Genomic DNA, 24,664 nt, shown 5'->3' with positions numbered 1-24,664 from the left:
CCGCTCGGCGCAGCGCTCGGCGCCACGCCAAGCCTCCGGGCGGCCGGTGGCGCGGTGCACCGCGAGCAGCGAGACGAGCCCGCCCGCCGCCCCGCCGCGCACCCCGTACCCGTCCTCGGCCGCGCTCGCCGCGCAGCTCAGCCGGACGGCCGGACCGGCCTGGTCCAGCACCTCCCGGTCGCCCAGCAGCGTGCCTACCTCGGTCAGCGCGAACGCGATGCCGCCGAGGCCCGCGAAGGCTCCGGAGCCCAGGGCCCCGAGCTCGTCGGCCCGCCCGTGCAGCGCGTCCAGCAGCCCCGGGACCGGGGCGAGCGCCTCGCGGGCCGCCTCCGCGTACCGGGAGGCGCCGGTGAGCGCGGCCAGCTGCGCCAGGAAGAGGGCGGGCCCGGTGTAACCGCCCGCGAGATCCGCCGCCATCGGCGTGAGCCGCCAGTAGCGCTCGCCGAGCAGTTCGAGCCCGATCCAGTTGGTGCGGCCCTCGTGCCGGTAGGCGAGGGAGACGAGCTGGTCGCCCACCGACCGCGCGGCGGAGAGCAGTTGCTCGGGCTCCGGTGCGGTCGCCGCGCTCCGCGACCGGCCGCCCGGCCCCGCCCGGTGCGGCGGCTCGGGCGAGGTGCTCACCATGGCGGCCCGGATGATCCGTTCCTGGTCCTGGCGGTCCACGGTGTCCATCGCGCGCACCTTCGCCTCGACGCGCGCCAGCCCGGTGGGGTCGGTCCCGCCGTCGGCGGCCCGGTCGTGGGCGGCCCGGTCCTGCGGGGACCGGTCACGTGCGGTCCGGTCGTGCGAGGGCCGGTCGCGCGAGGGCCGGTCATGGGCCGGCCCCGGAACCATACGGCCGGTGCCGCTCCACACCTCCGTGCCGCCCGGCCGGGTGCCGAACACCGGCACGTCACCGCACCACAGCTCCGCCACCTCCTCGTCCTCCACTCCGGGCAGCGCGGGCACGCCCAGGAGCGGGGTGCGCAGCAACGAGAGCACGCGGTGCCGTTCGGTGGCGTCCCGCATCAGGTCGGGGTGGGTCGACTCGTCCAGCAGCGTCGTGTACGTCCAGGTCGGACGCGGCACCACGCGCACCTCGTCCCGCGCGAAGAGCCGCAACAGCCCGTCCTCGCCCACGAGGTCGTCCCGGTGCTCGCTGATCGCGGAGTATCCGGCGCGGAAGCCGCCGCACAGCGCTTCGGTGTACGCGGAGGGATCGGCCGCCACTCCGCCCAGCCGGGGCCGGTTGGCGGACTCGGTGAACCGGCCCGCCCGCCGCACCAGCCGCATGCGGTCGGTTCCGGCCTCCGCCCAGTCGGCGGTCTCGATCGGCGACGACGCGGCCCGGCCCCCGCCGATGGCGGACATGTCGAGTGCGGTGGTGTCCCCGACGAGCAACTGGGGCAGCAGGCCGACCCGGTGGACCGAGTCGTGCAGGGCCCGGGCGGCCGGATCGGCGGACCGGGCGGGCCCCAGCGGTGGGTGGAACAAGGTCTCCACATCGACCAGGACCGGGTGCGGACCGCAGGCGATCAGGTTCTCGTGGTGCAGGTCCGTACCGTCCAGCGTGTGCAGCAGGGCCAGCAGCGCACCCTGGCGCCGGTAGAACCGCCGGGTCTCCGTCACCGAGGCGCACGGCCGTTCCTCGACGAACTCGGCCCAGCCGTAGTCCCCCCGGTCCAGGACCCGCAGCACCCGCAGTTCCGGGGTGCCGGGCAGCGAACCGAACCACTCGGCCAGGGCGTTGAAGTGCCGGTGCGCCGCGAGCGGACGCGGCTTGTAGACGAGCCGGGCGCCGTCGGCGAACCGCAGCAGCATCACCGACCGTCCCCCGCGATGACTGTCGCCCGCCCCGGCCTCGACACCGGTCAGCGCCCCGGGCCCCGCGCTCCCGCCGAGCCCGCGCTCGGGGGAACCGGCACGGTCACCGAGCACCCCCGACGGGGCCAGCAGGTGCCGGTCGGCGGCGAGCCGCGCGGCCATCTCCGCGAACGCGTCCCCCGCGTTCAGGCAGGCCGTCGCGAGGAGGCGGGCCAGCACGGGGTAGCCCGTGACGAGCAGGGCGAGGCCGTCGCGGTTGGCGGTCCTCCGCACGAAGTCCCGGAAGCGCTCCTCGGGCCCCTCGCCGCTCAACCGGCCCAGCCGCCGGGCCTCGTGCAGTTCCGTGACGAGGGTGCGCGCCGCGATCCGGGACAGCCGACGCGTCAGCTGCCGCCGGAAGTCCGCCAGGACGGGCGAGGAGCCGTCCTCCGCGAGCGCGTCCCGGAGCCGCCGCGCCGCCGCCTCCACGAACGGCGCGACGACCGGCCCGAAGCCGCTGAGTCCGGGGTACGCCCGGTCGGCGACCACCACGTCGCCCGGCGCCGAGGCGACGGCCTCCCGGGCGAAGACCGCCCAGCCGGGGGCGCCGGAGGGACTGCCCCCGACGACGCCGGGCAGCCACCACGGCTCTCCGGCCGCACCCTCGAACGGGGAGGGGGAGGGGAGTGAGCGCGCGGGCGGGGCAGCGCCGGGCGTACCGGAAGCGCTGTCGCCGGACGCGACGGAGGCGTCGGGGGCGGAGGCGTCGGGGGCGGATGCGGCGGGGACAGACGCGACGGAGACAGCAGGGGAGGGGCGACGGCTCGTCCCTCTGTCGATCAGATCCTTCTCCGCCACCGCTCCGCACCTCCCCGGTCCCGGGTAGCCCCGGTCGGGCCGCCCGCGTCCATCGTGGCGGGGGAACGGGTGCGGGCGCATGGGGGAGTCGCCCCCATCTTTCGCCCTCCGGCCCGCGGACGCCGGTAGCGCGTAGCCGTGGACGCGCCGGGACGGCTGCGCGGACTGCTGGGCCAAGAGCACCGACCCGCTGGCCGGGAGCACCGACCCGCTGGGCCGGGAGAGGCCGGACCCTCAGGTAGGGAGGGTGCCGGCCCCGGCATGGCTCACCCCCGGGGCGCCGCCGTCGACCCCCGGATCATCAGCTCGGCCGCGATGGTCGCGATGCCGCCGGGCGGCGGGTCCTCCTTGCCCATCGCGAGCCGGCCGGCCCGGGCGCCCGCCTCGAAGAGCGGCAGCCGCACCGTCGTGAGGGCCGGCACGGCGTCCACCGAGAACGGCAGGTCGTCGAAGCCCGCGACCGAGATGTCCTGGGGGATCCGCATCCCCTGGTCCCGGACGGCCGCGCAGGCGCCCAGCGCCACGGTGTCGTTGGCGGCCACGACCGCGGTCACGTCCGGTGCCCTGCGCAGGAGTTCGAGGGTGGCTTCGTAGCCGGAGCGCCGGTCGTAGGGGCCGTGCACGGTGAGCAGGTCCTGATCAACCGAGCCCCGGCCCCCGCCGGGCCCGGCCGGGCCCGCGTCCAGTCCGGCGGCGCGCAGCGCCTCCCGGTGGCCCTCCAGCCGGTGCCGGGTGGTGGTGCGCTCCGGGGGCCCGGCGACGTAGCCGATCCTGCGGTGGCCGAGCGAGATCAGGTGCTCGGCGAGCCGCCGCCCGCCGCCCCGGTTGTCGAACGTGAGCGCGGCGACGAGGGCGTCCCCCTCGGGCAGCGGGGGCCGCCCGCAGAAGACGATCCGGGTGCCCGCGTCCGCGAGTTTCGTCAGTTTCGCGGACATCGCGGCCTGGTGCGCCGGGTTCTCGACCGCGCCGCCGGTGAGGACGACGGCGGCGGCGCGCTGGCGCTGGAGGAGCGTGAGGTAGGTGAGTTCGCGCTCCGGGGAGCCGCCCGTGTTGCAGATGACGGCCAGCTTCTCGCCGCCCGCCCGTCCGGAGCCGTCGCCGGGGCCGCCGATCTGCGTCTGGGCCGCCCCCGCCATGATCCCGAAGAACGGGTCGGCGATGTCGTTGACCAGGATGCCGACCAGGTCCGAGGTGGCCGCGGCGAGCGAGCTCGCGGGCCCGTTGAGCACGTAGTCCAGGTCATCCACCGCGCGCAGGACCCGCTCCCGGGTCGACGCCGCCACCGGGTAGTTGCCGTTCAGCACACGGGAGACGGTGGCCGGGGACACCCGGGCGCGGGCCGCCACATCCGCCAGGGTGACTGTCATCGCTGTCCTCCGTGAGATCACGTGCGGCCCCCTCTTGTCCGGCCGCTGTCGGCAGGCTAGCGTCATCTCGCATAGAAAGCGCTTGCTACCACTGTATGGAGGGACCTTCGTGACACGCAGGACAGTGCGCATCGCCATGAACGGCGTCACGGGGCGCATGGGGTACCGGCAGCACCTGGTGCGCTCGATCCTCGCGATCCGCGAGCAGGGAGGCCTGGATCTCGGCGACGGCGAGGTCCTGTGGCCCGAGCCCGTGCTCGTCGGCCGGCGCGCCCATGCCCTGGAGGAACTCGCCGAGCGCCACGGCCTGACCGAGTGGTCGACCGACCTGGACGCGGTCCTCGCGGACGACACGGTCGACATCTACTTCGACGCCCAGGTCACCTCCGCCCGGGTGGAGGCGATCAAGAAAGCGATCGCGGCGGGCAAGCACGTCTACACCGAGAAGCCGACCGCCACGGACGTCGAGGGGGCCCTCGACCTGGCCCGGCTCGCCCGGGACGCGGGCATCAAGCACGGCGTCGTCCAGGACAAGATCTTCCTGCCCGGCCTGCTGAAGCTGAAGCGCCTGATCGACGGCGGCTTCTTCGGCGAGATCCTGTCCGTGCGCGGGGAGTTCGGCTACTGGGTCTTCGAGGGCGACTGGCAGGAGGCCCAGCGCCCCTCGTGGAACTACCGCGCCGAGGACGGCGGCGGCATCGTCGTCGACATGTTCCCGCACTGGGAGTACGTGCTCCACGAACTGTTCGGCCAGGTCACCTCAGTGACGGCCCATGTGCGGACGCACGTTCCGCAGCGCTGGGACGAGCGGGGCAAGCCGTACGAGGCGACCGCCGACGACGCCGCGTACGGCATCTTCCAGCTCGCGGGCGGGGCCGTCGCGCAGATCAACTCCTCCTGGACAGTCCGGGTCAACCGCGACGAGCTGGTCGAGTTCCAGGTCGACGGCACCCACGGCTCCGCCGTCGCGGGCCTGCGCAACTGCCGTGTCCAGCACCGCTCGGCGACCCCCAAACCGGTCTGGAATCCGGACCTCCCGGTCACCGAGTCGTTCCGCGACCAGTGGCAGGAGGTGCCGGACAACCAGGAGTTCGACAACGGCTTCAAGGCACAGTGGGAGCTGTTCCTGCGCCATGTGGTGCTGGACGAGCCGTACGGCTGGGACCTGCTGGCCGGCGCCCGGGGCGTCCAACTGGCCGAGCTGGGGCTGAAGTCGTCCGCCGAGGGCCGCCGCTTCGACATCCCGGAGCTGACCCTGTGACCCGCGCGACCGGTTCGCGGCGCCGCCGGAGGCCGCTGACATGACGATCCACCTCCCGCAGGGCCCCTACACGCCCCGCGCCACACCGCTCGACCTCGCCCCGGGAGCGGCGGCCCCCACCTCCCGTACGGTCTTCTCGGCGGCGCACGTGGTCGCGGATCCGTACGCGGACATCGGCCCGGACGGCCCGGCGGCCGTCGACTGGGAGTCCACGCTCGCCTTCCGCCGTCACCTGTGGTCGCACGGCCTGGGCGTCGCGGAGGCCATGGACACCGCGCAGCGCGGCATGGGCCTGGACTGGGCGGGCGCCGCCGAGCTGATCCGCCGCTCGGCCGCCGAGGCGAAGGCCGTGGGCGGGAGGATCGCCTGCGGCGTGGGCACCGACCAGCTGCCCGACGGCGGGTCGCCCACCCTGGCCGAGGTCACGGCGGCGTACGAGGAGCAACTGGCCCTGGCCGAGGAGAACGGCGTTCAGCCGATCCTCATGGCCTCCCGCGCGCTGGTCCGCGCCGCCCGGGGCCCGGAGGACTACCTCGCCACCTACGCCCACCTCCTGCGCCAGGCGTCGGAGCCGGTGATCCTGCACTGGCTGGGCCCGATGTTCGACCCGGCCCTGGAGGGCTACTGGGGCAGCGCCGACCTCGACGACGCCACGGACACGTTCCTCAAGGTCATCGCCGAACACCCGGACAAGGTCGACGGCATCAAGATCTCCCTCCTGGACGCGGCCCGCGAGATCGGCGTCCGCCGCCGCCTGCCGGGCGGGGTGCGCTGCTACACGGGCGACGACTTCAACTACCCGGAACTCATCGCGGGCGACGAACGCGGCTTCAGCCACGCCCTGTTGGGCATCTTCGACCCGCTGGGCCCGCTGGCGGCGCACGCGGTACGGGTGCTGGACACGGGAGACGTGGACGGCTTCCGGGCCCTCCTGGACCCCACGGTCGAACTCTCCCGCCACCTCTTCCGGTCGCCGACCCGCTTCTACAAGACGGGCGTGGTGTTCCTGGCCTGGCTCTCCGGCCACCAGGACCACTTCACGATGGTGGGCGGACTCCAGTCGGCGCGCTCGCTCCCGCATCTGGCGAAGGCGTACGAACTGGCCGACGTCCTGGGCCTGTTCCCGGACCCGGACCTGGCCGAACACCGGATGCGCTCCCTGCTCGCGGTCCACGGAGGCGCACGATGAGCGACGACCACCTCTCCCGCCTCTCACTCAACCAGGAGACCATCAAACAGTGGTCGTTGGAGGAGCTGGCCGAGGGCTGCGTCGACGCGGGCATCGGCATGGTGGGCCTGTGGCGGGCCCCGGTGCAGGCGTACGGCGTCGAGCGCACGGCCAGGCTCCTGGCGGATGCCGGGCTCATCGTCACCAGCCTCTGCCGGGGCGGCTTCTTCACCGCACTCGACCCGGCGGAACGCGCCCGCGCCCTGGACGACAACCGGGCGGCGATCGACGAGGCGGCGGCCCTGTCCACCGACACCCTGGTCCTGGTCTCCGGCGGCCTCCCGCCCGGCAGCCGCGACCTGCACGGGGCCCGGGAGCGGGTCGCCGACGCGCTGGCGGAACTGGCCCCGTACGCGGCGACGCGCGGCGTACGTCTGGCGATCGAGCCGCTGCACCCGATGTACGCCTCCGACCGCTGCGTCGTCTCCACGCTCGGCCAGGCCCTGGACCTCGCGGAACGCTTCCCGGCCGAACAGGTCGGCGTGGTCGTCGACACCTACCACCTCTGGTGGGACGACCGGGCGCCCGCCCAGATCGCCCGCGCGGGTGCGGGCGGCCGCATCCACTCCTTCCAGCTGGCCGACTGGATCACCCCGCTCCCGGCGGGCGTCCTGCTCGGCCGGGGCCAACTGGGCGACGGAAGCGTGGACTTCCGCGCGTTCCGCCGCCACGTGGAGGCCGCCGGCTTCGACGGCCCGATCGAGGTGGAGATCTTCAACGAGGCGCTGTGGGCCCGCGACGGGGCGGAAGCCCTGGCGGAAGTGGCGGACCGCTACGTACGACATGCCTGCTGAGAGCCCCTGCGCCACCCCGTTGGCAAAGAGATCGTAAAGGGCTGCAACCTTCGCGTACCTTCCCGTGTCACACATGGCGTCGGGACTTCCGGGGAGGGGTCCGGGGGGAACGGGAAGGCCCGGCGGGAGGGGAAAGCGAGGGGGGTCCGGCCGCGAGGCCGGGCCCCATTTCGCCTTTCCGGATACGCCTGATCAGCTCCGCCGGATCGGCTCGGCAGGATCAGCTCCGCAGGTCCGTGAGCCTGGACAGCGCGTCGGCGGCGGCGTCCCGTTCCCCGGCCCCGAGGCTGACCGCCGCGGCCTCTTCGAGCAGCTCCGCGGCCCGCTCCGCGTCTCCCATTCGCTGCGCGATGTCCCCGCGCAGGACGAGAAGTCGCAGCTTCTGTACCGGAGTCGGGTGCTCGTCCGTCAGCCCCAGCACCCGGTCGATGATCTTCGCGGCGCCCGACAGGTCCTGTTTGGAGTCCGCGAAGAGGTCCGCCATGTGCAGCGCGCGGGCGAACGTCTCCTTCGGGGCGGGCCGGTGGTTCGGGTCCTCGCTGATCGGCTGCCCGATCCGGATCGTGTTCCCGGTCGGGTCGGTCATCAGGAACTGCCGCACCCCGTACGACATGTCCTTCAGCGGACCGATGCGCGGCAACCCCCGTGCCGGGATGCGCCCGTAGGCCGCCTTGAGGCCGGCGCGGAACGCCGTATGCAGGCCGTCGACGTCATCGGTGAGGACGTAGCACCCGGAGTGGGAGGACGCCGGGTCGTAGTCCTTCATGCCGTACAGCTGGAGCTCGATCGACCCCCGCTGGACGACGGCGTACGCGTACGGGCTCTTCTGGAGGTACGTCGTCTCGAAGCCCAGGGCGGTGTAGAAGGCGACCGCGGCCTCGATCAGCGAGGTCCGGCAGGGCAGCAACGGGATGGTCGTCTCGGTCATCCGTTGAGCGTAGTCAAATTTGAGTACCTCGGCCAGGGTGATGCGGTGATGACCTGTGGCCGCGGCCTTCAGAAATGAAAATTCTCGCCACGTCGACACGTTCGCGCAGGTGGGGGCGGGCGACACAGGTCTAGACCGAACGACCTCTTTACGCCTTTCCTTGTCCGTGCGTTACTCATGGCATGTCCATGGCATCCGATAATCGGATGCCATGGGTCTCTTCCCCGTCAACGTGCCCGGAGGTGGCTATGCCCACGTACCGTTCTCCGTCCCGCCGACTCAAGAGATCCAGAGGGGCTCTGCTGGCAGGAGCTCTGGTCAGTGCCGCGGCGCTGATCCTGACCGGTACGGGCCCGGCCGTCGCCGCGCCGCCCGGACCCGACAAGCCGGTCCGGTCCGGCCAGGCGTGGATGGGTGCGGGCACCCGCATCGAGCAGGGTCCCGCCTCGGCGGCGGCGGGCGGCGTGACGCCGATGGACACCAGTGGTGTCCAGGGCATCGACGTCTCCCACTGGCAGGGGGCGATCAACTGGGGCTCGGTGAAGGCCGCGGGCATCGACTTCGCCTACATGAAGGCCACCGAGGGCACGTCCTACAAGGACAGCCGCTTCAACGCCAACTACACCGGCTCCTACAACGCCGGCCTGATCCGGGGCGCCTACCACTTCGCCCGCCCCAACGTCTCCAACGGGGCGACCCAGGCCAACTACTTCGCGAGCAGCGGCGGAGGTTGGTCCAGGGACGGCAAGACCCTCCCCGGGGTGCTGGACATCGAGCACAACCCCTACGGCGCCATGTGCTACGGCCTCTCCACGACCCAGATGCGCACGTGGATCAACGACTTCTACAACACGTACAAGGCGCGCACCACCCGCGACGTCGTCATCTACACGACGGCCAGCTGGTGGAACACCTGCACCGGGAACTGGACCGGCATGTCCACCAAGTCCCCGCTCTGGGTGGCGCACTGGGGCACCAGCAGCCCGAACATCCCCAGCGGCTTCCCCACCTGGACGATCTGGCAGTACTCGGCGACCGGCCGGGTCAGCGGGGTCTCCGGCGATGTGGACCGCAACAAGTTCAACGGTTCCATGACCCGGCTCCAGGCGCTCGCCAACAACACGGCGTAGCGGCCCCGGCGTACGCGCGGCGGCCGGGTGAGTCCGTCAGCGGCTCACCCGGCCGCACCGCGACCGCCCTCGCCGCCCCGCCCCCCAACGCCCCCGCCCCCACGGCGACCGTCCCCACCGGCCACCGTCATGTGCCGACGCGCGCCCGCCGCCCCCCACCCCAGGAGCTCGCCGTGAACCTTCCGCAGCCGTCCCGCCGCCACGTCCTCCTCGCCGGTGCCGCCGGCCTGGCCGCCGTCGCCCTGCCCGGTACGGCCCACGCCGTCGACGCCCTCGACGCCATCGAACCGGACATCGACAGCACGTCCCAGTGGAAGGCCCGTGCGCCGCGGAACCCGGTCGAGCTGGTGGGAAGGCGGCCGACCATGATCGTCGTGCACCACACGGTCAGCGCCAACACCTCCGACGTCTCCCGCGCCCAGGCCCACCGGCACGCCCACTGGGTCCAGGACCTGCACATGGACAAGAACGGCTGGACCGACACGGGTTACCACTTCCTCGTCAGCCGGGGCGGCTGGATCACCGAGGGCCGCCACCGCAGCCTCGGCACGCTGCGGGGCGGCAGCGACTTCGTCCTGGGCGCGCACACCTCCGGCCAGAACGGGGCGGGCATCGGCATCGCCAACGAGGGCGCGTACCACGACGGAGCGCAGCCGCCCCGGGCGCAGTGGGAGGTCCTGGTGGCGCTCTGCGCCTACACCTGCAGCCAGTACGGCATCGCGCCGAGCCGGATCTACGGGCACAAGGACTTCGGCGACACCCTCTGTCCGGGAGTGCTGCACGACAAGCTGCCGCAACTGCGCAGCGAGGTCGCGGCGAGCATGCGCTGAGTGAGGGGCGACTCCGGAAAGGAGAGCGAGAAACTGGGTGGTGGGCATCACCGACCTCACTCCGCAGGCCCACAAGGCCGCTTCCCTGATACGGGCCGGTCATGCCGCGAAAGCCCAGCGGCTGTTTCCCGCGGAGCGCGTCCACCCGCTGCCCCGGGCACGGGAGGACCGCCTCGCGCGAAGTGGCTGACTGCCGGCTGCTGACCGCCGATTGCTGACCGCCTGCTGTCTGCTGCCCCAGAGGAGCGCGTGCTCACGCCCAACCACCGGACGAGCGCACCACGACGGGCGGGGAGCCCGGTTCCCCGCCCGCCCGCCCGCACGCGCTACGCCCACCGCCGCAGCGCCACCCGGGCCGGCAACGTGACCGCCAGCAGCGCCAGGCCACCGGCAGCGGCGACGAAGGCCCCGTACAGCAGCGGCGGCACGTACGGTGCCTCGCCGGTCATGCCGCGCATCATCGGCACCAGGGTGGCCGCGGCGATGGCGGAGCCGAGGACCACGCCCACCGAGGACACCAGCAGGCTCTCCCAGCGCAGCATCCGCAGCACCTGGCGCCGGGTGGAGCCGACCAGGCGCAACGTGCCCAGCTCGCGGCGGCGGTCGAGCACCGTCATCACCAGAGTGTTGACCGCGGCGATCGCGGCGAAGCCGCCGAGGACCGCGGCCATGGTGTTGTTGGACCAGGCCCCCAGCCGCGCGTCGACACTCTGCTCGGTGGCGAAGCCGGAAGCGTCGGTGACCTCGCCCAGGGCCGTGAGCGACTGAGCCGAGCCGCCGCGCACCAGCAGCGCGCTGTCGAAGCCGGACGAGACGTGCCCGGCCAGGGAAGCCCGGTCCATGGTCACCGAGGCCAGGCCCAGACCGCGCCCGTACACCGCGACGACCTCGGGGGCGGCCTCGACGCCGTCGGGGAGGTGGAGCGGCAGCCGGTCGCCCACGCCGACGCCCGCCGAGGTCGCCAGGGTCCGGTCGATGGCGATACGGCCCTTGCCGAGCCGGTCGAGGCTTCCTTCGCGTACGTCCAGGTCCTGCACCTTCGCCAGCTCGGCACCGGAGCCGGTGACGCCCTGTGTCGTCGCACCCTGGAGGGAGGCGAACTCCCCGGAGCCGCCCGGCACGAGCACCTGGGTGTTCAGCAGGCCCACGGCCGCGTCCACACCCGGCGCACCGGCGGCGCGCTCCGGCGCGTCCACCGGGAGCCCGGCCGGGTCCGTCACCACGTGATCCGCGGTGATGCCCGCCCGCAACTGCGCGTCCGCGATGTGGCTCTGACTCGTGTGCATGAAGACGAGCGTCGAGGCGAAGGCCATGGCGAGCACGATCGGCGTGATCGCGGAGGCGAGACGACGGGCGTTGGTACGGGAGTTGGCGGCGGCCAGCTCACCGGCCGGACCCGCCCCGCGCAGCGGGAGGCCGAAGAGGCCCGCGCAGAGCCGTGCCACCAGCGGGCCCAGCAGCGCGACGGCGAGCATGAAGCACATGACGACGCCGAGGGCGGCCCCGGCCGCGTCGTCCCCCGTCGAACGGGCGGAGAGACCGGTGAGGAACGCGCCGCCGACGAGCGCGCCGATGCCGAGCACCGTACGGATGACACCGGGGCGCAGCCGCTCCACCGACGCTTCGCTCAGTGCCTGTCCCGGCCTGATCCTCGCGGGCCTGCGCCCGGCCGCCCAGCCCGCTCCGAGCGCGGTGAGCAGCCCGACGGCGACGGCGACGAGGAGGGGGATCCAGGAGACGTGCACCCGCACCGCCTCCGGGATCGCACCCCGGTCCTGCAACTGCCCGAACCACCAGTACGCGAGCCCGACGCCGGGCAGGCAGCCGACGATCCCGGCGAGGGGCGCGACGAGCAGCGCTTCGGAGGCGACCGCACGGCGGATCTGGCGCGGGGTGGCCCCGACCGCGCGCAGCAACGCGAACTCACGGGACCGCTGGGACACGGACAGGGCCACCGTCCCTGCCGCCGTGAAGACCGCGACGATGGTCGCGATCCCGCCGAAGGAACCGCCGAGCCCGAAGAGCGTCTCCTTGGCGTAGCCGAGCCCCGGGTCCTCGACGGCGCCCCGGTCGTCGCCGGTGCGCACCTCGGCCCCGGAGCCGGCCAGGGCCTGCCGCACGGAGGCGGCGAGGGCGTCGGCGTCGGTGCCGGGTTCCGCCAGGACGGCGATGGCGTCCGCCGTGCCGGGATGCCCGGCCAGCGTGGCGGCCTCGGCGTCGGAGAACCAGGCCAGTGCCGGTGCGGTACCGGTGGTCCGGGCGCTCTCGGCGGGCCCGGCCTCGGCGACGCCCGCGACCCGGAAGTCCCGCTGCCCGGCGGCGGTGTGCAGGGCGACGGTGTCGCCGACGGCGACCTTCGCCACGCCGGCCGTACGCGCGTCGAGGACGACCTCGCCCGTACGGGGCGCGGCACCGGCGGACAGCGCGGTACCGGTGAACGCGTGCGAGCCCCAACCGTGCGCGGTGAACGCTCCCTCGACGACAGGCAGTTCGCGGGCGCCCGACCCGGCTCCCGCGTCCGCCGCCCGCACGGGGAAGGTGAAGTCCGGTACGGCGCCGGCCGCACCCGTCGCCTCGGCGGCCTTCGCCGCAAGCCCGGCGTCCACCCGCGCGGTGTCCGGCAGCGGGACCGCCTCCTCCTCGCGGTCCTCTCCGCTGCCCGTGACGACGTACTCGTACTGGTCCGCCGCCGCGACGACCGGCGCGGCCGCGTACCGCTCCGGCGGCACCGACGCGCGCAGCCCGGTCTCCAGCAGGATCCCGCAGGCCGCGACGATCAGCGCGGACATCATCAGCGCCACGAAGGTCCCGGCGAACGACGCGGGCTTGAAGCGGACGGCCGCGCGGGCGAGTCCGTTGGGACGCATCACGCCGCCACACCCGCCATCGCGCCCGCACCGGCGGCACGGGCGGTGAGCACCCGCATACGCTCCGCGATCTGCTCCGCCGATCCGCGCTCCAGACCTCCGGCGAACGTTCCGTCCGCGAGGAAGAGCACCCGGTCCGCCCAGGCGGCGGCGGTCGGGTCGTGGGTGACCATGACGACGGTGGACCCGGCGGAGTCGACGGCGTGCCGGAGCAGCCCGAGAACCTCGGCGGCGGTGCCGGTGTCCAGGGCTCCGGTGGGTTCGTCGGCGAACACCACATCGGGGGCGGTCACCAGGGCGCGGGCCACGGCCACCCGCTGCTGCTGGCCGCCGGACAGCTCGCCGGGCCTCCGCCGCGCCTTGTCGGCGAGCCCGACCTGTGCGAGCACCCCGGCGGCGCGGCGGCGGTCCTGGCGCTTTCCGGCGAGGCGCAGGGGCAGCAGGACGTTCTGCTCCACGGTCAGCGAGGGCAGCAGGTTGAAGGCCTGGAAGACGAAGCCGAGGCGGCTGCGGCGCACCTCGGTGAGCTGGTTCTCGTTCATCCCGGTGATCTCCGTACCACCGAGGCGCACGGATCCCGCCGAGGGCCGGTCGAGCCCGGCGGCGCACTGGAGGAAGGTGGACTTGCCGGACCCGGACGGCCCCATGATCGCGGTGAACGTCCCGCGCGGCAGGGCGAGGTCGACGCCCGAGAGGGCGTGCACAGCACCCGCGCCGCGCCCGTACTGCCGCTGGACACCGCGCAGTTCGACGGCGAGCCCGGGTGTGGCGGCCCCGGGGCCGGGCCGGTCGCCCGCCGTGTGCCGCTTGCCCTTGCGTAGCCTCATGTTCCGTTCCGCCCTCTCGCGATCCGCTCGTACCGACGAGGTGCAGGGTGCGGGGACGGCCGGGCTCCGGGCGTCGTACTGGGGAGCCAAAAGGGAGGTGCTACCGAGGTAGGGGGTGGGCGAGGGCCGGATCAGGAGAAGAGGCGGCCGTGCTTGATCGCGGTGACGAACGACGACCAGCCGTCTGCGGAGAAGGCGACGACCGGACCTGCGGGGGCCTTGCTGTCGCGGACGGGGACGGTGGCGTGGCCGTCGGCGACCTCAAGGCAATCTGCGTTGGCACCGCCGCTATAGCTGGACTTGCGCCATGCGGATGGGGCGATGCGGTCAGCGATCGCCGGCTCGGTGCTGTGCATGTTCGTGCTCCTTCGCGATGCTTCTGACGAGCGCCACCGACTCTTCCCGTGGGGCCGCGTCACTCAGGGCGAGAGTGTAGGAGGTGTGGCAGGCCGCAACCATCGCGGGATCGTCCAGCAGGCGACCGGTGCGCAGCCCTTCAACCCAGGCCACAGGAGCCGCGTCGGCGAAGGACAACAGATAGACCATGCTCTCCATTAGTGAGTGGGCTCCGGATGCGAGGGTCAGCACATGCAGGCGCAGACGGCCGGAGTCGGCCATGTCGGCTACTTTGTGCAGTTGCTCCGCCATTACCTGTGACCCACCGACGCGGCGTCGGAGGGCGCCCTCGTCCAGTAGGACCCAAGTCTCCGGTTTCGAGGTCTTGTCGAGGAGCTGGCCACGCTTGGCGCGGCTGACAACCAACTCGTCAAGTTCCTCCGCGCAGTAGTTCGGGCGATAGGCCTCGAACACGGCCCGCGCATATGCCTTCGTCTGGAGCAGCCCGGGAATGAGCGCCCCGCCGTAGTGGCGGATCTCCGTGGCTTCTCGCTCCAACTCCGCAACTGTCGCGAAGTAGTAAGGGATTGCCGGGTCCCGGCTCTCCAGCCACCGTTCGAAGAATCCGTCCGTTCCCAGTGCCCGGTCGATCCGCCGCGCATCGTCCGGGCTCGGGAGTCGCCGCCCCGCCTCCCAGTGGCTGATCAGCGTCGGTGAACAGACCACCTGCTCGGCCAGCGCCTCCTGCGTCAGCCCGGCGGCAAGGCGGCAAGGCGGCGCAGCCGCAACTCGTTGCCATACTTCTCCCGCGCCGTAGGCGGCTTGCCGTTCGCTTTCATGCGACCCAACTCCTTGACCTGACCAGCGTGCTGTCATCCCCGACCCCCTAGAAGCGTAGCCACCCGCGACCCCACTCTGTGATGGGTTCGCTACGCAACGAAGCGATGCCGCACATCGACACCCCCTGAGAAGGCAGGCCTCCATGAAGCACGCCCTCGCCCGGCTCCTGAAGCCGGTGCTCAGCTTCCTGATCCCCGCACAGCGCCATCGGCACCCGCTGGACACGTGCGCGTACGTCCACCCCTACTCCTGCGACTACATCGGCGGACCGACCGCGTACCGGACCGGTGAGCGCCCTCCCCGTGGCGAGGACAGCCCGCTGGTACGTCCGTACTTCGTGGCGCACGAACGCCAGGTGGCCGAGGCGCTGGCGGTCGAGCGGCGGCGACCGCGCAGGCGCGGCGGGAGGCTCGGGAGGCTCTGGATCGCCGTGCGCGGGGTGGACCTGGCGGTCGGTTCCGCCCGCGGAAGCGGGGCCGCCGCATGAGGGTCGCCGGGGGTGAGGACGCCTCCGCGATGCGGCTGTTGCCCTGGAGCGGAACGGGAGGGAAGCCCTGCTACGTCGTGGGGGACGGCACCGGTTACGTGTCGCGGGCGGCCGACGACGTGGAGGAGATTCAGCTCGACATGGCCGACGAACTACTCGGACACGCCGCCGACCTGCTGGCCGAGGCGGACGCGACCGCGCCGCAACTCCACTTTCTCGCCGCTCGGTTGAGTGAGTCCCTGGTGCAGATCAAACGGGTCGCGGAGAGCAGGGGCTCCCGGTTGGAAGCGACGCTGCCCCGGGCGGAGGGGGGCGGGATGAGCCCGGGGTGACCGGTCGCCCGAGAGCCTCGGACGCGGCCGTCGAAGAAGGCGCGGCGGAGGCCGGCCGGCAGCGCCGGAGGCCGGGGGAGAGGAGGGGCGGGTCGCGATTCCCTGTCAGGTCCGCCGCGCGCTGCTCGCCAGGCGGTCCGCGAACGCGACGACCAGGTCGCGCAGTTCGGCGGGGCGGTCGATGACGAACGGCCGGTCGAGGGAGGCGAGTACCGGCGGCAGCCAGTCGAGCCGCTCCGCTCGGATCTCGACGCGCAGCCAGCGCTCGGTCACGGGATCCATGCCCTCCACCTGCTCCGCCTCGGCGTCCTCCACCCTTGCGATGCTCGCGGGCAGCCGGGCACGGATCTGCTCGGCCGTCCCGTGGACCCGCACGGTCACCTCGTACCGGTAGGCCGCCGTGGCGAGGCCGGACAGGAGCCGCTCCGCCGGGTCCGCTCCCGCGGGTTCCTCGAAGGACCCCGGCAGGGCCCTGGCGTCCACGATGCGGTCGAGCCGCAGGTTCCGGTCCTCCTCGCTCACCGGGTCGCCGCCGGTGACGTACCACCGGCCGGAGTGGGCCACGATCCCGTACGGATGCAGCGTGCGGTCGCTGCGCCGGCCCTCGCGGTCCGTGTACCTGATCGCGACCGGCCTGCGGTGGCGCACCGCGTCGGCGACCGTCAGCAGTACCTCGGCGTCCGGGGCGTCGAACGAGCCGGACGAGGCGGTGAAGGCGAGGGACTCCAGCACCGTGTCGAGGCGGCGGGCCAGCCGCGCGGGCAGCACCCGCCGGATCTTGGCCGAGGCCGTTTCGCTCGCGGTGGCCGCCCCCGTGGTCAGCCCCGCCCGGCCCCCGGCGATCAGCCCGAGCAGCACGGCGAGCGCTTCGTCGTCGTCGAACATCAGCGGAGGCAGGCGGTGTCCGGGAGCGAGGCGATAGCCGCCGTGGCGGCCCCGCACCGTCTCGACCGGGAGGTCGAGATCGATCAGCTGGTTCACGTAGCGCCGCACCGTGCGCCCTTCGACGCCGAGCCGGTCGGCCAGTTCGGTCGTCGTCCGGATACCGCCCGACTGCAGCAGCTCCAGCAGGGTGAGCACACGGCCGGTGGGCCGGGACGTGGTGGAGGCTCGTGACATGGCCGAAGTCTAGGGCGAATATCGGACCGATTTCGTCCGCTATCTGTTCTAGCGTGCGCAGTACGAGGGGCCGGCCACCGGTTCCGAGGCCCCACCCGCCGACCCAGGGAGCTCACCATGGACTTCGCCTCCATCCGCGTCATCACCGGCGACGTCGCCCGTCTCGTCGCGTTCTACGAGAAGGCCACCGGTCTCCCGGCGTCCTGGTCCACCGAGGACTTCGCCGAGATCCGGACCCCCGGCGCCACGCTCGCCATCGGCGGCACCCGTACGGTTCCGCTGTTCGCACCGGGCTCCGCACGCCCGGCCGACAACCACAGCGTGATCATCGAGTTCCTGGTCGACGACGTGGACCGCGTGTACGAGAACCTGACCGGGCACGTCTCCGAGTTCGTCAAGGAGCCCACCACCATGCCGTGGGGCAACCGGGCGCTGCTCTTCCGCGACCCCGACGGCAATCTCGTGAACTTCTTCACGCCGGTCACTGCGGCGGCCGAGGCGAAGTTCGCTCGCTGACGGGGGCCTGGGCCTCCCCCCGGGCCCCCGTCCGTGCCTTCGGCCCCGCTTTCGTACGCGTCCTCGGTGACATGAACAGCGTTGCCGCCAGCGCCAGGAGCAGCAGCCCCGCGCAGACGTACCCGGAGACCTGGACGCCGCCCGCCATCGCCTCGCGGGCCGCCTGGGCCGCCGCTGCCGTACGCGGCTCCGAGGCGAGGGCGTCGATCACCGATCCGGCGCTGTCCGTCACGACCCCGCCGATCCGTTCCGCATCGTGCGCCGCGACTCCGCCCCGGGTGAGCCGGTCGGTCATACCGGACGCCAGGGTACTGAAGAACAGCGTGGTCAGGAGGGCGATACCGAGGGCTGATCCGAGCTCACGGGCGGCGCTCTGGATGCCCGACGCCTGGCCTCCGCTCCGTTCCGGTACGTCCACGAGGACGATGTTGGTGACCTGCGCGGTGGCGAAGCCGACGCCGATCCCGTACACGAACAACGCGAGGGCGATCAGCCACCAGGAGCTGTCCGTGGACGCGATCAGAGCCAGCGTCGTCAGCCCGGCGGCCTCCAGGAACAGGCCGAGCCGGACCTGTGCGAGCGCGGACACGGTCGCCGCCATCGGGAAGCTCGCACCGGAGGCGGCGAAGCTGCCGGCGGCCAGGGCGACGAGGGCGAGGCCCGCCTCGAACGCGCTGTAGCCGAGGGCGAACTGGAGCCAGAGCGGCAGTACAGCGATGATGCCGAACTCGCCGAGACCGACCATCAGCGTCACGAGATTGCCGTTGCGGAACGAGCGGATGGCGAACAGTCCCACGTCCATCAGCGGCTCGTCGCCCGCCCGGCTCAGCACGGTCTGTCTCTGCCAGAACGCGCCCAGCGCCAGGGCGGACAGGAGCAGGGCGACGAACACGGGCGAGAGCCCGCCGCTCCATGAGAAGCCCCCGATCCTCAGCGGCTCCGTCGTCAGCAGCCAGCCGTACGTGCGCCCCTCGATCAGGACGAAGGAGAGGAGCCCCAGGCCCGCCGCCGACAGCACCGCGCCGACGCCGTCGATACGTCCCCGGGTGCGGGGCGACGCGTCCAGGTACCGGAGTGCCCCCACCACGATGAGGGCGACCAGCGGGATGTTGATGCCGAAGGCCCACCGCCAGGAGATGTCGGCGAGCCATCCGCCCAGCAGCGGGCCCACGGCCGCCGCCGCTCCGATCGTCGAGCCCCACACGGCGAACGCCTGGGCGCGCGCCCGCCCCGTGAACGTGGCGTTCAGCAGGGCCAGCGAGGTGGGCAGCATCATGGCCCCGCCGACACCCTGGACGAACCGGGCGAGGATCAGGAGGCCGCCGCTGGGAGCCAGCGCGGCCAGCAGGCTCGTCGTGCCGAAGACGGCGAGGCCCAGCAGGAAGATCCGGCGCGCGCCGTACAGGTCGCTGAGGCGGCCGGTGACCAGCAGGAGCGCCGCGAAGGTGATCGCGTACGACTCCTGGATCCACTGGGCCTGTGACGATCCGATGGAGAGGTCCTCGATGATCGGCGCGAGGATCACGTTGACGATCGTCAGATCGACCACGATCAGGGCGACGCCGAGCGCCACGGCGACGAGACCCAGCCACTGGCGTGCTGTGGGCACGGCCTCTGGGTCTTCTGGGGTTTCTGGGTCTTCCGGGGTTTCCGCTGGTTCGGGCACTGTGCTTCGACTCCCCAAAGTTGCTTTGCCGCAAAGGTAAATAGCTTTGCGGCAAAGGTAAATGTGGCGGGGTAAGTTGTCAAAGCAGACGGTGGGAGACGCGGCCGGAGGGCACGCGGCACAACCGGAACCGGAAGAGAGCGGGGCAGCGCCAATGCCGAACGGGCACGGAGTCGACGGGAACGTCACGGTGGACGGGAACACGGCCGGCCGCGAGGGCGTGCGCGTCGACCGCGTCATGGACGGCCTGCGTGCCTTCGGGGCCAACTACACCGAGTTCACCCGCCGCTTCGCGACCTGGCTCGGGCTGCACTCCACCGACGCCGCCGCCCTGGTCGAGATCCTCTACGCGGAGGACCAGGGGGCGCCCCTGTCACCGGCCCGGCTCAGCGAGCGCGTCTCGCTCTCCTCCGGCGCGACCGCCATCCTCCTCAAGCGGCTCGAACAGGCGGGGCACATCGTCCGCACCCGCGAGAGCGCCGACCGCCGCGTGGTGACCCTGCGCAGCAGCCCCGGCATCCGGCCGAGGGCCATCGCGTTCTTCGGCCCGTACTCCGAGCGGATGGCCGAGGCGATGGCGGCCTACTCACCGAGGGAGATCCAGCACTTCGAGGAGTTCCTCGGCACGCTGCGCACCACCATGGACGCCCTGTTGGCGAACGAGTACGAGGGTGGCGGGCCGACACCCCCCGCCCCCTGACGGGAGCCCCGGCCGCGAACCGCGCTGTCAGCACCACCCGGTAGCGTCGGACCATGTCCAACATGGCCGTCCTCGAAGGTGTCCTGGAGCGGATCACCTACGCCAACGAGGAGAACGGGTACACGGTCGCCCGCGTCGACACCGGACGCGGAGCCGGGGACCTCCTCACCGTCGTCGGCGCGCTGCTCGGCGCGCAGGTCGGCGAATCGCTGCGGATGGAGGGCCGTTGGGGCTCGCACTCCCAGTACGGCAAGCAGTTCACCGTGGAGAACTACACCACCGTGCTGCCCGCCACCATCCAGGGCATCCGCCGCTACCTCGGCTCCGGGCTGATCAAGGGGATCGGGCCGGTGATGGCCGACCGGATCACCACCCACTTCGGCGTCGACACCCTCGACATCATCGAGCAGGAGCCGAAGCGCCTCGTCGAGGTCCCCGGCCTCGGCCCCAAACGCACGAAGATGATCGCGACCGCCTGGGAGGAGCAGAAGGCGATCAAGGAGGTCATGGTCTTCCTCCAGAGCGTCGGCGTCTCCACCTCCATCGCCGTCCGCATCTACAAGAAGTACGAGGACGCCTCGATCTCCGTCGTGAAGAACCAGCCCTACCGGCTGGCCGCCGACGTCTGGGGCATCGGCTTCCTCACCGCCGACAGGATCGCCCAGGCCGTCGGCATTCCGCACGACAGCCCCGAGCGGGTCAAGGCCGGCCTCCAGTACGCCCTGTCCCAGTCCTCCGACCAGGGGCACTGCTACCTCCCCGAGGAACGGCTCATCGCGGACGGCGTCAAGCTGCTCCAGGTCGACACCGGGCTGGTGATCGAGTGCCTGGCCGAGCTGGCCGCCGATCCGGAGGGCGTCGTACGGGAGAAGGTGCCGTCCCCCGAGGGCGGCGAACCGGTCACGGCGGTCTACCTCGTCCCCTTCCACCGGGCCGAGCTGTCCCTGGCCGGGCAGGTGCGCCGTCTGCTGAACACCGCCGAGGACCGGCTGCCGGCCTTCAGGGACGTGGACTGGGACAAGGCCCTGGCCTGGCTCGCCACCCGTACGGGGGCTGTTCTCGCACCCGAGCAGGAGCAGGCCGTACGGCTCGCGCTCAGCCGGAAGGTGGCCGTCCTGACCGGCGGCCCCGGCTGCGGCAAGTCGTTCACCGTACGGTCCATCGTCGAGCTGGCCCGGGCGAAGCGGGCCAAGGTCGTGCTGGCCGCGCCCACCGGCCGGGCCGCCAAGCGGCTCGCCGAACTGGCCGGGGCCGAGGCGTCCACCGTGCACCGGCTCCTGGAGCTGAAGCCGGGCGGGGACGCGGCCTACGACCGGGACCGCCCGCTGGACGCGGATCTGGTCGTCGTGGACGAGGCGTCGATGCTCGATCTGCTGCTCGCCAACAAGCTCGTGAAGGCGGTGGCACCCGGTGCCCACCTCCTCCTCGTGGGTGACGTCGACCAACTGCCCTCCGTCGGCGCGGGGGAGGTGCTGAGCGACCTGCTCACGGAGGGCGGCCCGGTCCCCGCCGTCCGGCTCACCCGGATCTTCCGCCAGGCCCAGCAGTCCGGCGTGGTGACGAACGCCCACCGGATCAACGCCGGGCAGCCACCGCTCACGGAAGGGCTGAGCGACTTCTTCCTCTTCGTGGAGGACGAGACGGAGGACGCGGGCAAGCTCGCCGTCGATGTGGCGGCCCGTCGCATTCCGGCCAAGTTCGGCCTCGACCCACGCCGTGACGTGCAGGTGCTCGCCCCGATGCACCGGGGGCCCGCCGGCGCGGGGCACCTGAACGGACTGCTCCAGCAGGCCATCACCCCGGGCCGTCCCGACCTCCCCGAGAAGCGGTTCGGCGGCCGGGTCTTCCGGGTCGGCGACAAGGTCACGCAGATCCGGAACAACTACGACAAGGGCGAGAACGGCGTCTTCAACGGCACGGTCGGCGTCGTCACCGGCCTGGACGTGGACGAGCAGAAACTCACCGTCCGCACCGACGAGGACGAGGAGATCGGCTACGACTTCGACGAGCTGGACGAGCTGGCCCACGCGTACGCCATGACCATCCACCGCTCCCAGGGCAGCGAGTATCCGGCCGTGGTCATCCCCGTCACCACCAGCGCCTGGATGATGCTCCAGCGCAATCTGCTCTACACGGCCGTGACGAGGGCCAAGAAGCTCGTCGTCCTGGTCGGGTCCCGTAAGGCGATCGGCCAGGCGGTCCGCACGGTTTCCGCAGGCAGACGCTGTACGGCGCTGGATTTCCGGCTCCGGGGCGGCTCGGGCGAAGACTTCGTGTGACCCTGGACGAAAATGATCGATCAAATCGGTGGGAAACATCACGCGGGTCTTCCGGAACCGCAGTCAAGGGGGCAGGATGAGTAAGTTGGCGGCACTCAGTGCCGCCAATGAGTCCAATGGACGACCCCGAGTGCACTCTCCTGAGCCGAATGGGGGAGGGTGGAAGACAGTCAGGGCACCTCGAAGAAGAGGCACTACGTCGGTGAGGGATGACGTGAGCGAGCACACCAACAACGCTGTCGTACTGCGGTACGGCGATGACGAGTACACCTACCCGGTGATCGACAGCACCGTCGGCGACAAGGGCTTCGACATCGGGAAGCTCCGGGCCAATACCGGCCTGGTGACGCTGGACAGCGGATACGGCAACACCGCCGCCTATAAATCCGCCGTCACGTACCTCGACGGTGAGCAGGGCATTCTGCGCTACCGCGGATACCCGATCGAGCAGCTCGCCGAGCGCTCGTCGTTCCTCGAGGTCGCGTACACGCTGATCAACGGCGATCTGCCGAGGGTCGACGAGCTGGCGACCTTCAAGAACGAGATCACCCAGCACACGCTGCTGCACGAGGACGTCAAGCGGTTCTTCGACGGCTTCCCGCGCGACGCCCACCCGATGGCCATGCTGTCCTCGGTCGTCAGCGCGCTGTCCACGTTCTACCAGGACAGCCACAACCCGTTCGACGAGCAGCAGCGTCACCTCTCGACGATCCGCCTCCTGGCGAAGCTCCCGACGATCGCGGCGTACGCCTACAAGAAGTCGATCGGGCACCCCTTCGTCTACCCGCGCAACGACCTCGGGTACGTCGAGAACTTCCTGCGCATGACCTTCTCGGTCCCCGCCCAGGAGTACGAGCTGGACCCGGTCGTCGTCTCGGCGCTGGACAAGCTGCTCATCCTGCACGCGGACCACGAGCAGAACTGTTCGACCTCCACCGTCCGTCTGGTCGGCTCCTCGCAGGCGAACATGTTCGCCTCGATCTCCGCCGGCATCTCGGCGCTCTGGGGCCCCCTGCACGGTGGCGCCAACCAGTCGGTGCTGGAGATGCTGGAAGGCATCCAGGCCAACGGCGGCGACGTCGACTCCTTCATCCGCAAGGTGAAGAACAAGGAGGACGGCGTCCGCCTGATGGGCTTCGGCCACCGGGTGTACAAGTCCTTCGACCCGCGTGCCAAGATCATCAAGGCTGCCGCACACGACGTGCTGTCCGCGCTCGGCAAGTCCGACGAGCTGCTCGACATCGCGCTCAAGCTGGAGGAGCACGCGCTCTCCGACGACTACTTCGTCTCGCGCAACCTCTACCCCAACGTGGACTTCTACACCGGTCTGATCTACCGGGCCATGGGCTTCCCGACCGAGATGTTCACCGTGCTCTTCGCGCTCGGCCGCCTTCCCGGCTGGATCGCCCAGTGGCACGAGATGATCAAGGAGCCGGGTTCCCGCATCGGCCGCCCGCGTCAGATCTACACCGGCGAGGTCCTGCGCGACTTCGTCCCGGTCGAGGGCCGCTGACCCCGGACCTCGTGTCGAGGCCGCTGCCCCGGACCTCGTACCGCGGGATTCCGCACCGCCGGATCCCGTACCGCCCGTAGTGCCCGGCCTCTTCGGCCGACTGCCTTCGCCCCGCGTACCGCGCTTCGCACAGAGCGCGGTGTCCGGGGCGATTCGGCGTTCACGGGGCTGGTGCGCCGGCCCGCGCGGGGAGTGAGCGGGGCTTGAGCGGGCCTGTGCGGGCCGGAAAGCGAGAAACGCCCCGCCGCCGATCCCCCCACGGGTCGACGGTCGGGGCGTTTCCCATATCCCGGAGCGGATTCCCCCCACGGGATCCGGCCGGGCGTCTGAAGGAAGCCGAAGCTCCCGTTGTTCTGTTGTGCCGCGGTCCGCCGGGGTACGTACGCACGGGAGGGCCGCTCAAAGCTCCCCGGTGCACGTGCCCCGGCCAACGCTTGCCACAGGAGCGTCCCCCAAGACACTCCATCGGACGTCCCCCAAGACATCCTTGGCTCGCACCTTAAGACCTGCGAACCCACCGGATGGTTACCCTGAAACCGGTGTGATCTACATCTCTTTGTGGAAGTTACGTGAAGGCACGCAACCGTAGGCTGTTCGTGACGACGAACACGGACGAAAACGCCATGGCGGCTCCCGCGATCATTGGGTTGAGCAGGCCACTTGCAGCCAGGGGCAAGGCCGCGACGTTGTACCCGAAGGCCCAGAAGAGGTTGCCCCTGATGGTGGCCAGGGTACGCCTGGAGAGGCGGATTGCGTCAGCGGTCACCTTGAGATCTCCACGAACCAGCGTGAGGTCGCTCGCCTCGATCGCCGCATCCGTTCCGGTTCCCATCGCCAGCCCCAGGTCCGCCGTGGCGAGGGCGGCGGCGTCGTTGACCCCGTCCCCGACCATCGCGACGACCCGACCCTCGGCCTGAAGGCGCTTGACCACGTCGACCTTGTCCTGCGGCATGACCTCCGCGTACACCTCGTCGATGCCGACCTCGGCCGCGACCGACTCCGCC

20 protein-coding genes and 1 pseudogene are annotated in these 24,664 nt (G+C 71.9%); 11 read left to right on the top strand and 10 right to left on the bottom strand.

The annotated features are described in order from the left end of the window. The coding region (locus CR470_RS20040) for a type 2 lanthipeptide synthetase LanM family protein (protein ID WP_097868950.1) at window positions 1–2,640 on the bottom strand (2,640 nt) is incomplete at its 3' end. Between the two features lie 266 nt (window positions 2,641–2,906). Beyond that, window positions 2,907–4,007: a LacI family DNA-binding transcriptional regulator gene (locus CR470_RS20035; RefSeq protein ID WP_097868949.1), complete on the bottom strand. Its 1,101-nt coding sequence runs from the start codon at window positions 4,005–4,007 to the stop codon at window positions 2,907–2,909. Window positions 4,008–4,116: 109 nt separating this feature from the next. Here CR470_RS20035 and CR470_RS20030 point away from each other — a divergent pair, with 109 nt between their 5' ends. The 3 genes from CR470_RS20030 to CR470_RS20020 are packed head-to-tail and all read left to right on the top strand — an operon-like array spanning window position 4,117 to window position 7,290. Further along, on the top strand, window positions 4,117–5,268 hold the full coding sequence (locus CR470_RS20030; RefSeq protein ID WP_097868948.1) for a Gfo/Idh/MocA family protein: 1,152 nt from the start codon (window positions 4,117–4,119) through the stop codon (window positions 5,266–5,268). A 40-nt stretch (window positions 5,269–5,308) separates the two neighbouring features. Next, window positions 5,309–6,457, top strand: coding sequence for a dihydrodipicolinate synthase family protein (locus CR470_RS20025; protein ID WP_097868947.1), 1,149 nt, complete (start codon window positions 5,309–5,311; stop codon window positions 6,455–6,457). Next, on the top strand, window positions 6,454–7,290 hold the full coding sequence (locus CR470_RS20020) for a sugar phosphate isomerase/epimerase family protein (protein WP_097868946.1): 837 nt from the start codon (window positions 6,454–6,456) through the stop codon (window positions 7,288–7,290). Before CR470_RS20025 ends, CR470_RS20020 begins: the two co-directional genes overlap by 4 nt. 220 nt (window positions 7,291–7,510) lie before the next feature. On the opposite strand, the gene CR470_RS20015 is transcribed toward CR470_RS20020, so the two are convergent. Continuing rightward, window positions 7,511–8,218, bottom strand: coding sequence for a bleomycin resistance protein (locus tag CR470_RS20015; RefSeq protein WP_097868945.1), 708 nt, complete (start codon window positions 8,216–8,218; stop codon window positions 7,511–7,513). Between the two features lie 248 nt (window positions 8,219–8,466). Between CR470_RS20015 and CR470_RS20010 the strand changes: the two genes are divergently transcribed. Next, window positions 8,467–9,348 carry a lysozyme gene (locus tag CR470_RS20010; protein WP_097868944.1) on the top strand — a complete coding sequence of 294 codons (882 nt, stop codon included), beginning with the start codon at window positions 8,467–8,469 and terminating at the stop codon, window positions 9,346–9,348. A 173-nt stretch (window positions 9,349–9,521) separates the two neighbouring features. Continuing rightward, complete coding sequence (locus CR470_RS20005) at window positions 9,522–10,178, top strand: peptidoglycan recognition protein family protein (RefSeq protein ID WP_097868943.1); 657 nt, start codon at window positions 9,522–9,524, stop codon at window positions 10,176–10,178. Window positions 10,179–10,504: 326 nt separating this feature from the next. Here CR470_RS20005 and CR470_RS19995 read toward each other — a convergent pair whose 3' ends face one another. From CR470_RS19995 to CR470_RS19980, 4 genes and pseudogenes are all read right to left on the bottom strand, one after another. Continuing rightward, window positions 10,505–13,045, bottom strand: coding sequence for an FtsX-like permease family protein (locus CR470_RS19995; RefSeq protein ID WP_097868942.1), 2,541 nt, complete (start codon window positions 13,043–13,045; stop codon window positions 10,505–10,507). Further along, window positions 13,045–13,872: an ABC transporter ATP-binding protein gene (locus CR470_RS19990; protein WP_097868941.1), complete on the bottom strand. Its 828-nt coding sequence runs from the start codon at window positions 13,870–13,872 to the stop codon at window positions 13,045–13,047. Before CR470_RS19990 ends, CR470_RS19995 begins: the two co-directional genes overlap by 1 nt. Before the next feature lie 131 nt (window positions 13,873–14,003). After that, window positions 14,004–14,228 carry a DUF397 domain-containing protein gene (locus CR470_RS19985; protein ID WP_097868940.1) on the bottom strand — a complete coding sequence of 75 codons (225 nt, stop codon included), beginning with the start codon at window positions 14,226–14,228 and terminating at the stop codon, window positions 14,004–14,006. Continuing rightward, a pseudogene (locus CR470_RS19980) lies at window positions 14,200–15,047 on the bottom strand (helix-turn-helix domain-containing protein). The gene CR470_RS19985 and the pseudogene CR470_RS19980 overlap by 29 nt, the downstream one beginning before the upstream one ends. 143 nt (window positions 15,048–15,190) lie before the next feature. On the opposite strand from CR470_RS19980, the gene CR470_RS40640 reads away from it, so the two are divergent. Further along, window positions 15,191–15,535 (top strand): hypothetical protein, encoded by a 345-nt coding sequence (locus CR470_RS40640; RefSeq protein ID WP_257138840.1) that lies wholly within the window; start codon window positions 15,191–15,193, stop codon window positions 15,533–15,535. Continuing rightward, window positions 15,532–15,867: a hypothetical protein gene (locus tag CR470_RS19970; protein WP_097868939.1), complete on the top strand. Its 336-nt coding sequence runs from the start codon at window positions 15,532–15,534 to the stop codon at window positions 15,865–15,867. The genes CR470_RS40640 and CR470_RS19970 overlap by 4 nt, the downstream gene beginning before the upstream one ends. A 105-nt stretch (window positions 15,868–15,972) precedes the next feature. On the opposite strand, the gene CR470_RS19965 is transcribed toward CR470_RS19970, so the two are convergent. Beyond that, complete coding sequence (locus CR470_RS19965; protein ID WP_097868938.1) at window positions 15,973–16,986, bottom strand: helix-turn-helix transcriptional regulator; 1,014 nt, start codon at window positions 16,984–16,986, stop codon at window positions 15,973–15,975. Between the two features lie 117 nt (window positions 16,987–17,103). Here CR470_RS19965 and CR470_RS19960 point away from each other — a divergent pair, with 117 nt between their 5' ends. Next, window positions 17,104–17,502 carry a VOC family protein gene (locus CR470_RS19960; RefSeq protein ID WP_097868937.1) on the top strand — a complete coding sequence of 133 codons (399 nt, stop codon included), beginning with the start codon at window positions 17,104–17,106 and terminating at the stop codon, window positions 17,500–17,502. On the opposite strand, the gene CR470_RS19955 is transcribed toward CR470_RS19960, so the two are convergent. Next, on the bottom strand, window positions 17,468–19,111 hold the full coding sequence (locus CR470_RS19955; RefSeq protein WP_097868936.1) for an MFS transporter: 1,644 nt from the start codon (window positions 19,109–19,111) through the stop codon (window positions 17,468–17,470). The genes CR470_RS19960 and CR470_RS19955 overlap by 35 nt on opposite strands. Before the next feature lie 211 nt (window positions 19,112–19,322). Between CR470_RS19955 and CR470_RS19950 the strand changes: the two genes are divergently transcribed. From CR470_RS19950 to CR470_RS19940, 3 genes are all read left to right on the top strand, one after another. Continuing rightward, window positions 19,323–19,868, top strand: a complete 546-nt coding sequence (locus CR470_RS19950) for a MarR family winged helix-turn-helix transcriptional regulator (protein ID WP_097868935.1) — start codon at window positions 19,323–19,325, stop codon at window positions 19,866–19,868. 53 nt (window positions 19,869–19,921) lie between these two features. Next, a complete protein-coding gene (gene recD2 / locus CR470_RS19945) occupies window positions 19,922–22,147 on the top strand; it encodes an SF1B family DNA helicase RecD2 (RefSeq protein WP_097868934.1) in 2,226 nt (741 codons plus the stop codon). A gap of 214 nt (window positions 22,148–22,361) precedes the next feature. Further along, window positions 22,362–23,660, top strand: a complete 1,299-nt coding sequence (locus tag CR470_RS19940; protein ID WP_097868933.1) for a citrate synthase — start codon at window positions 22,362–22,364, stop codon at window positions 23,658–23,660. Window positions 23,661–24,225: 565 nt separating this feature from the next. On the opposite strand, the gene CR470_RS19935 is transcribed toward CR470_RS19940, so the two are convergent. Continuing rightward, window positions 24,226–24,664 (bottom strand): HAD-IC family P-type ATPase (locus CR470_RS19935; RefSeq protein ID WP_143663844.1); only part of this gene is annotated, 439 nt, incomplete at its 5' end.

It is taken from the genome of Streptomyces sp. rh34 (genome assembly GCF_002551245.1).
Taxonomy (GTDB): Bacteria; Actinomycetota; Actinomycetes; order Streptomycetales; family Streptomycetaceae; genus Streptomyces.
This window is presented reverse-complemented; position numbering and strand designations above follow the sequence as displayed.

Excerpts from the sequence above, each read along its gene's own strand:
- CR470_RS20010 (WP_097868944.1), top strand. The coding sequence starts at position 8,467 with ATGCCCACGTACCGTTCTCCGTCCCGCCGACTCAAGAGATCCAGAGGG.
- CR470_RS20015 (WP_097868945.1), bottom strand. The coding sequence starts at position 8,218 with ATGACCGAGACGACCATCCCGTTGCTGCCCTGCCGGACCTCGCTGATC.
- CR470_RS20020 (WP_097868946.1), top strand. The coding sequence starts at position 6,454 with ATGAGCGACGACCACCTCTCCCGCCTCTCACTCAACCAGGAGACCATC.
- recD2 (WP_097868934.1), top strand. The coding sequence starts at position 19,922 with ATGTCCAACATGGCCGTCCTCGAAGGTGTCCTGGAGCGGATCACCTAC.
- CR470_RS19990 (WP_097868941.1), bottom strand. The coding sequence starts at position 13,872 with ATGAGGCTACGCAAGGGCAAGCGGCACACGGCGGGCGACCGGCCCGGC.
- CR470_RS19960 (WP_097868937.1), top strand. The coding sequence starts at position 17,104 with ATGGACTTCGCCTCCATCCGCGTCATCACCGGCGACGTCGCCCGTCTC.
- CR470_RS20035 (WP_097868949.1), bottom strand. The coding sequence starts at position 4,007 with ATGACAGTCACCCTGGCGGATGTGGCGGCCCGCGCCCGGGTGTCCCCG.
- CR470_RS19950 (WP_097868935.1), top strand. The coding sequence starts at position 19,323 with ATGCCGAACGGGCACGGAGTCGACGGGAACGTCACGGTGGACGGGAAC.
- CR470_RS19965 (WP_097868938.1), bottom strand. The coding sequence starts at position 16,986 with ATGTCACGAGCCTCCACCACGTCCCGGCCCACCGGCCGTGTGCTCACC.
- CR470_RS19985 (WP_097868940.1), bottom strand. The coding sequence starts at position 14,228 with ATGCACAGCACCGAGCCGGCGATCGCTGACCGCATCGCCCCATCCGCA.
- CR470_RS19970 (WP_097868939.1), top strand. The coding sequence starts at position 15,532 with ATGAGGGTCGCCGGGGGTGAGGACGCCTCCGCGATGCGGCTGTTGCCC.
- CR470_RS19995 (WP_097868942.1), bottom strand. The coding sequence starts at position 13,045 with ATGCGTCCCAACGGACTCGCCCGCGCGGCCGTCCGCTTCAAGCCCGCG.
- CR470_RS20025 (WP_097868947.1), top strand. The coding sequence starts at position 5,309 with ATGACGATCCACCTCCCGCAGGGCCCCTACACGCCCCGCGCCACACCG.
- CR470_RS40640 (WP_257138840.1), top strand. The coding sequence starts at position 15,191 with ATGAAGCACGCCCTCGCCCGGCTCCTGAAGCCGGTGCTCAGCTTCCTG.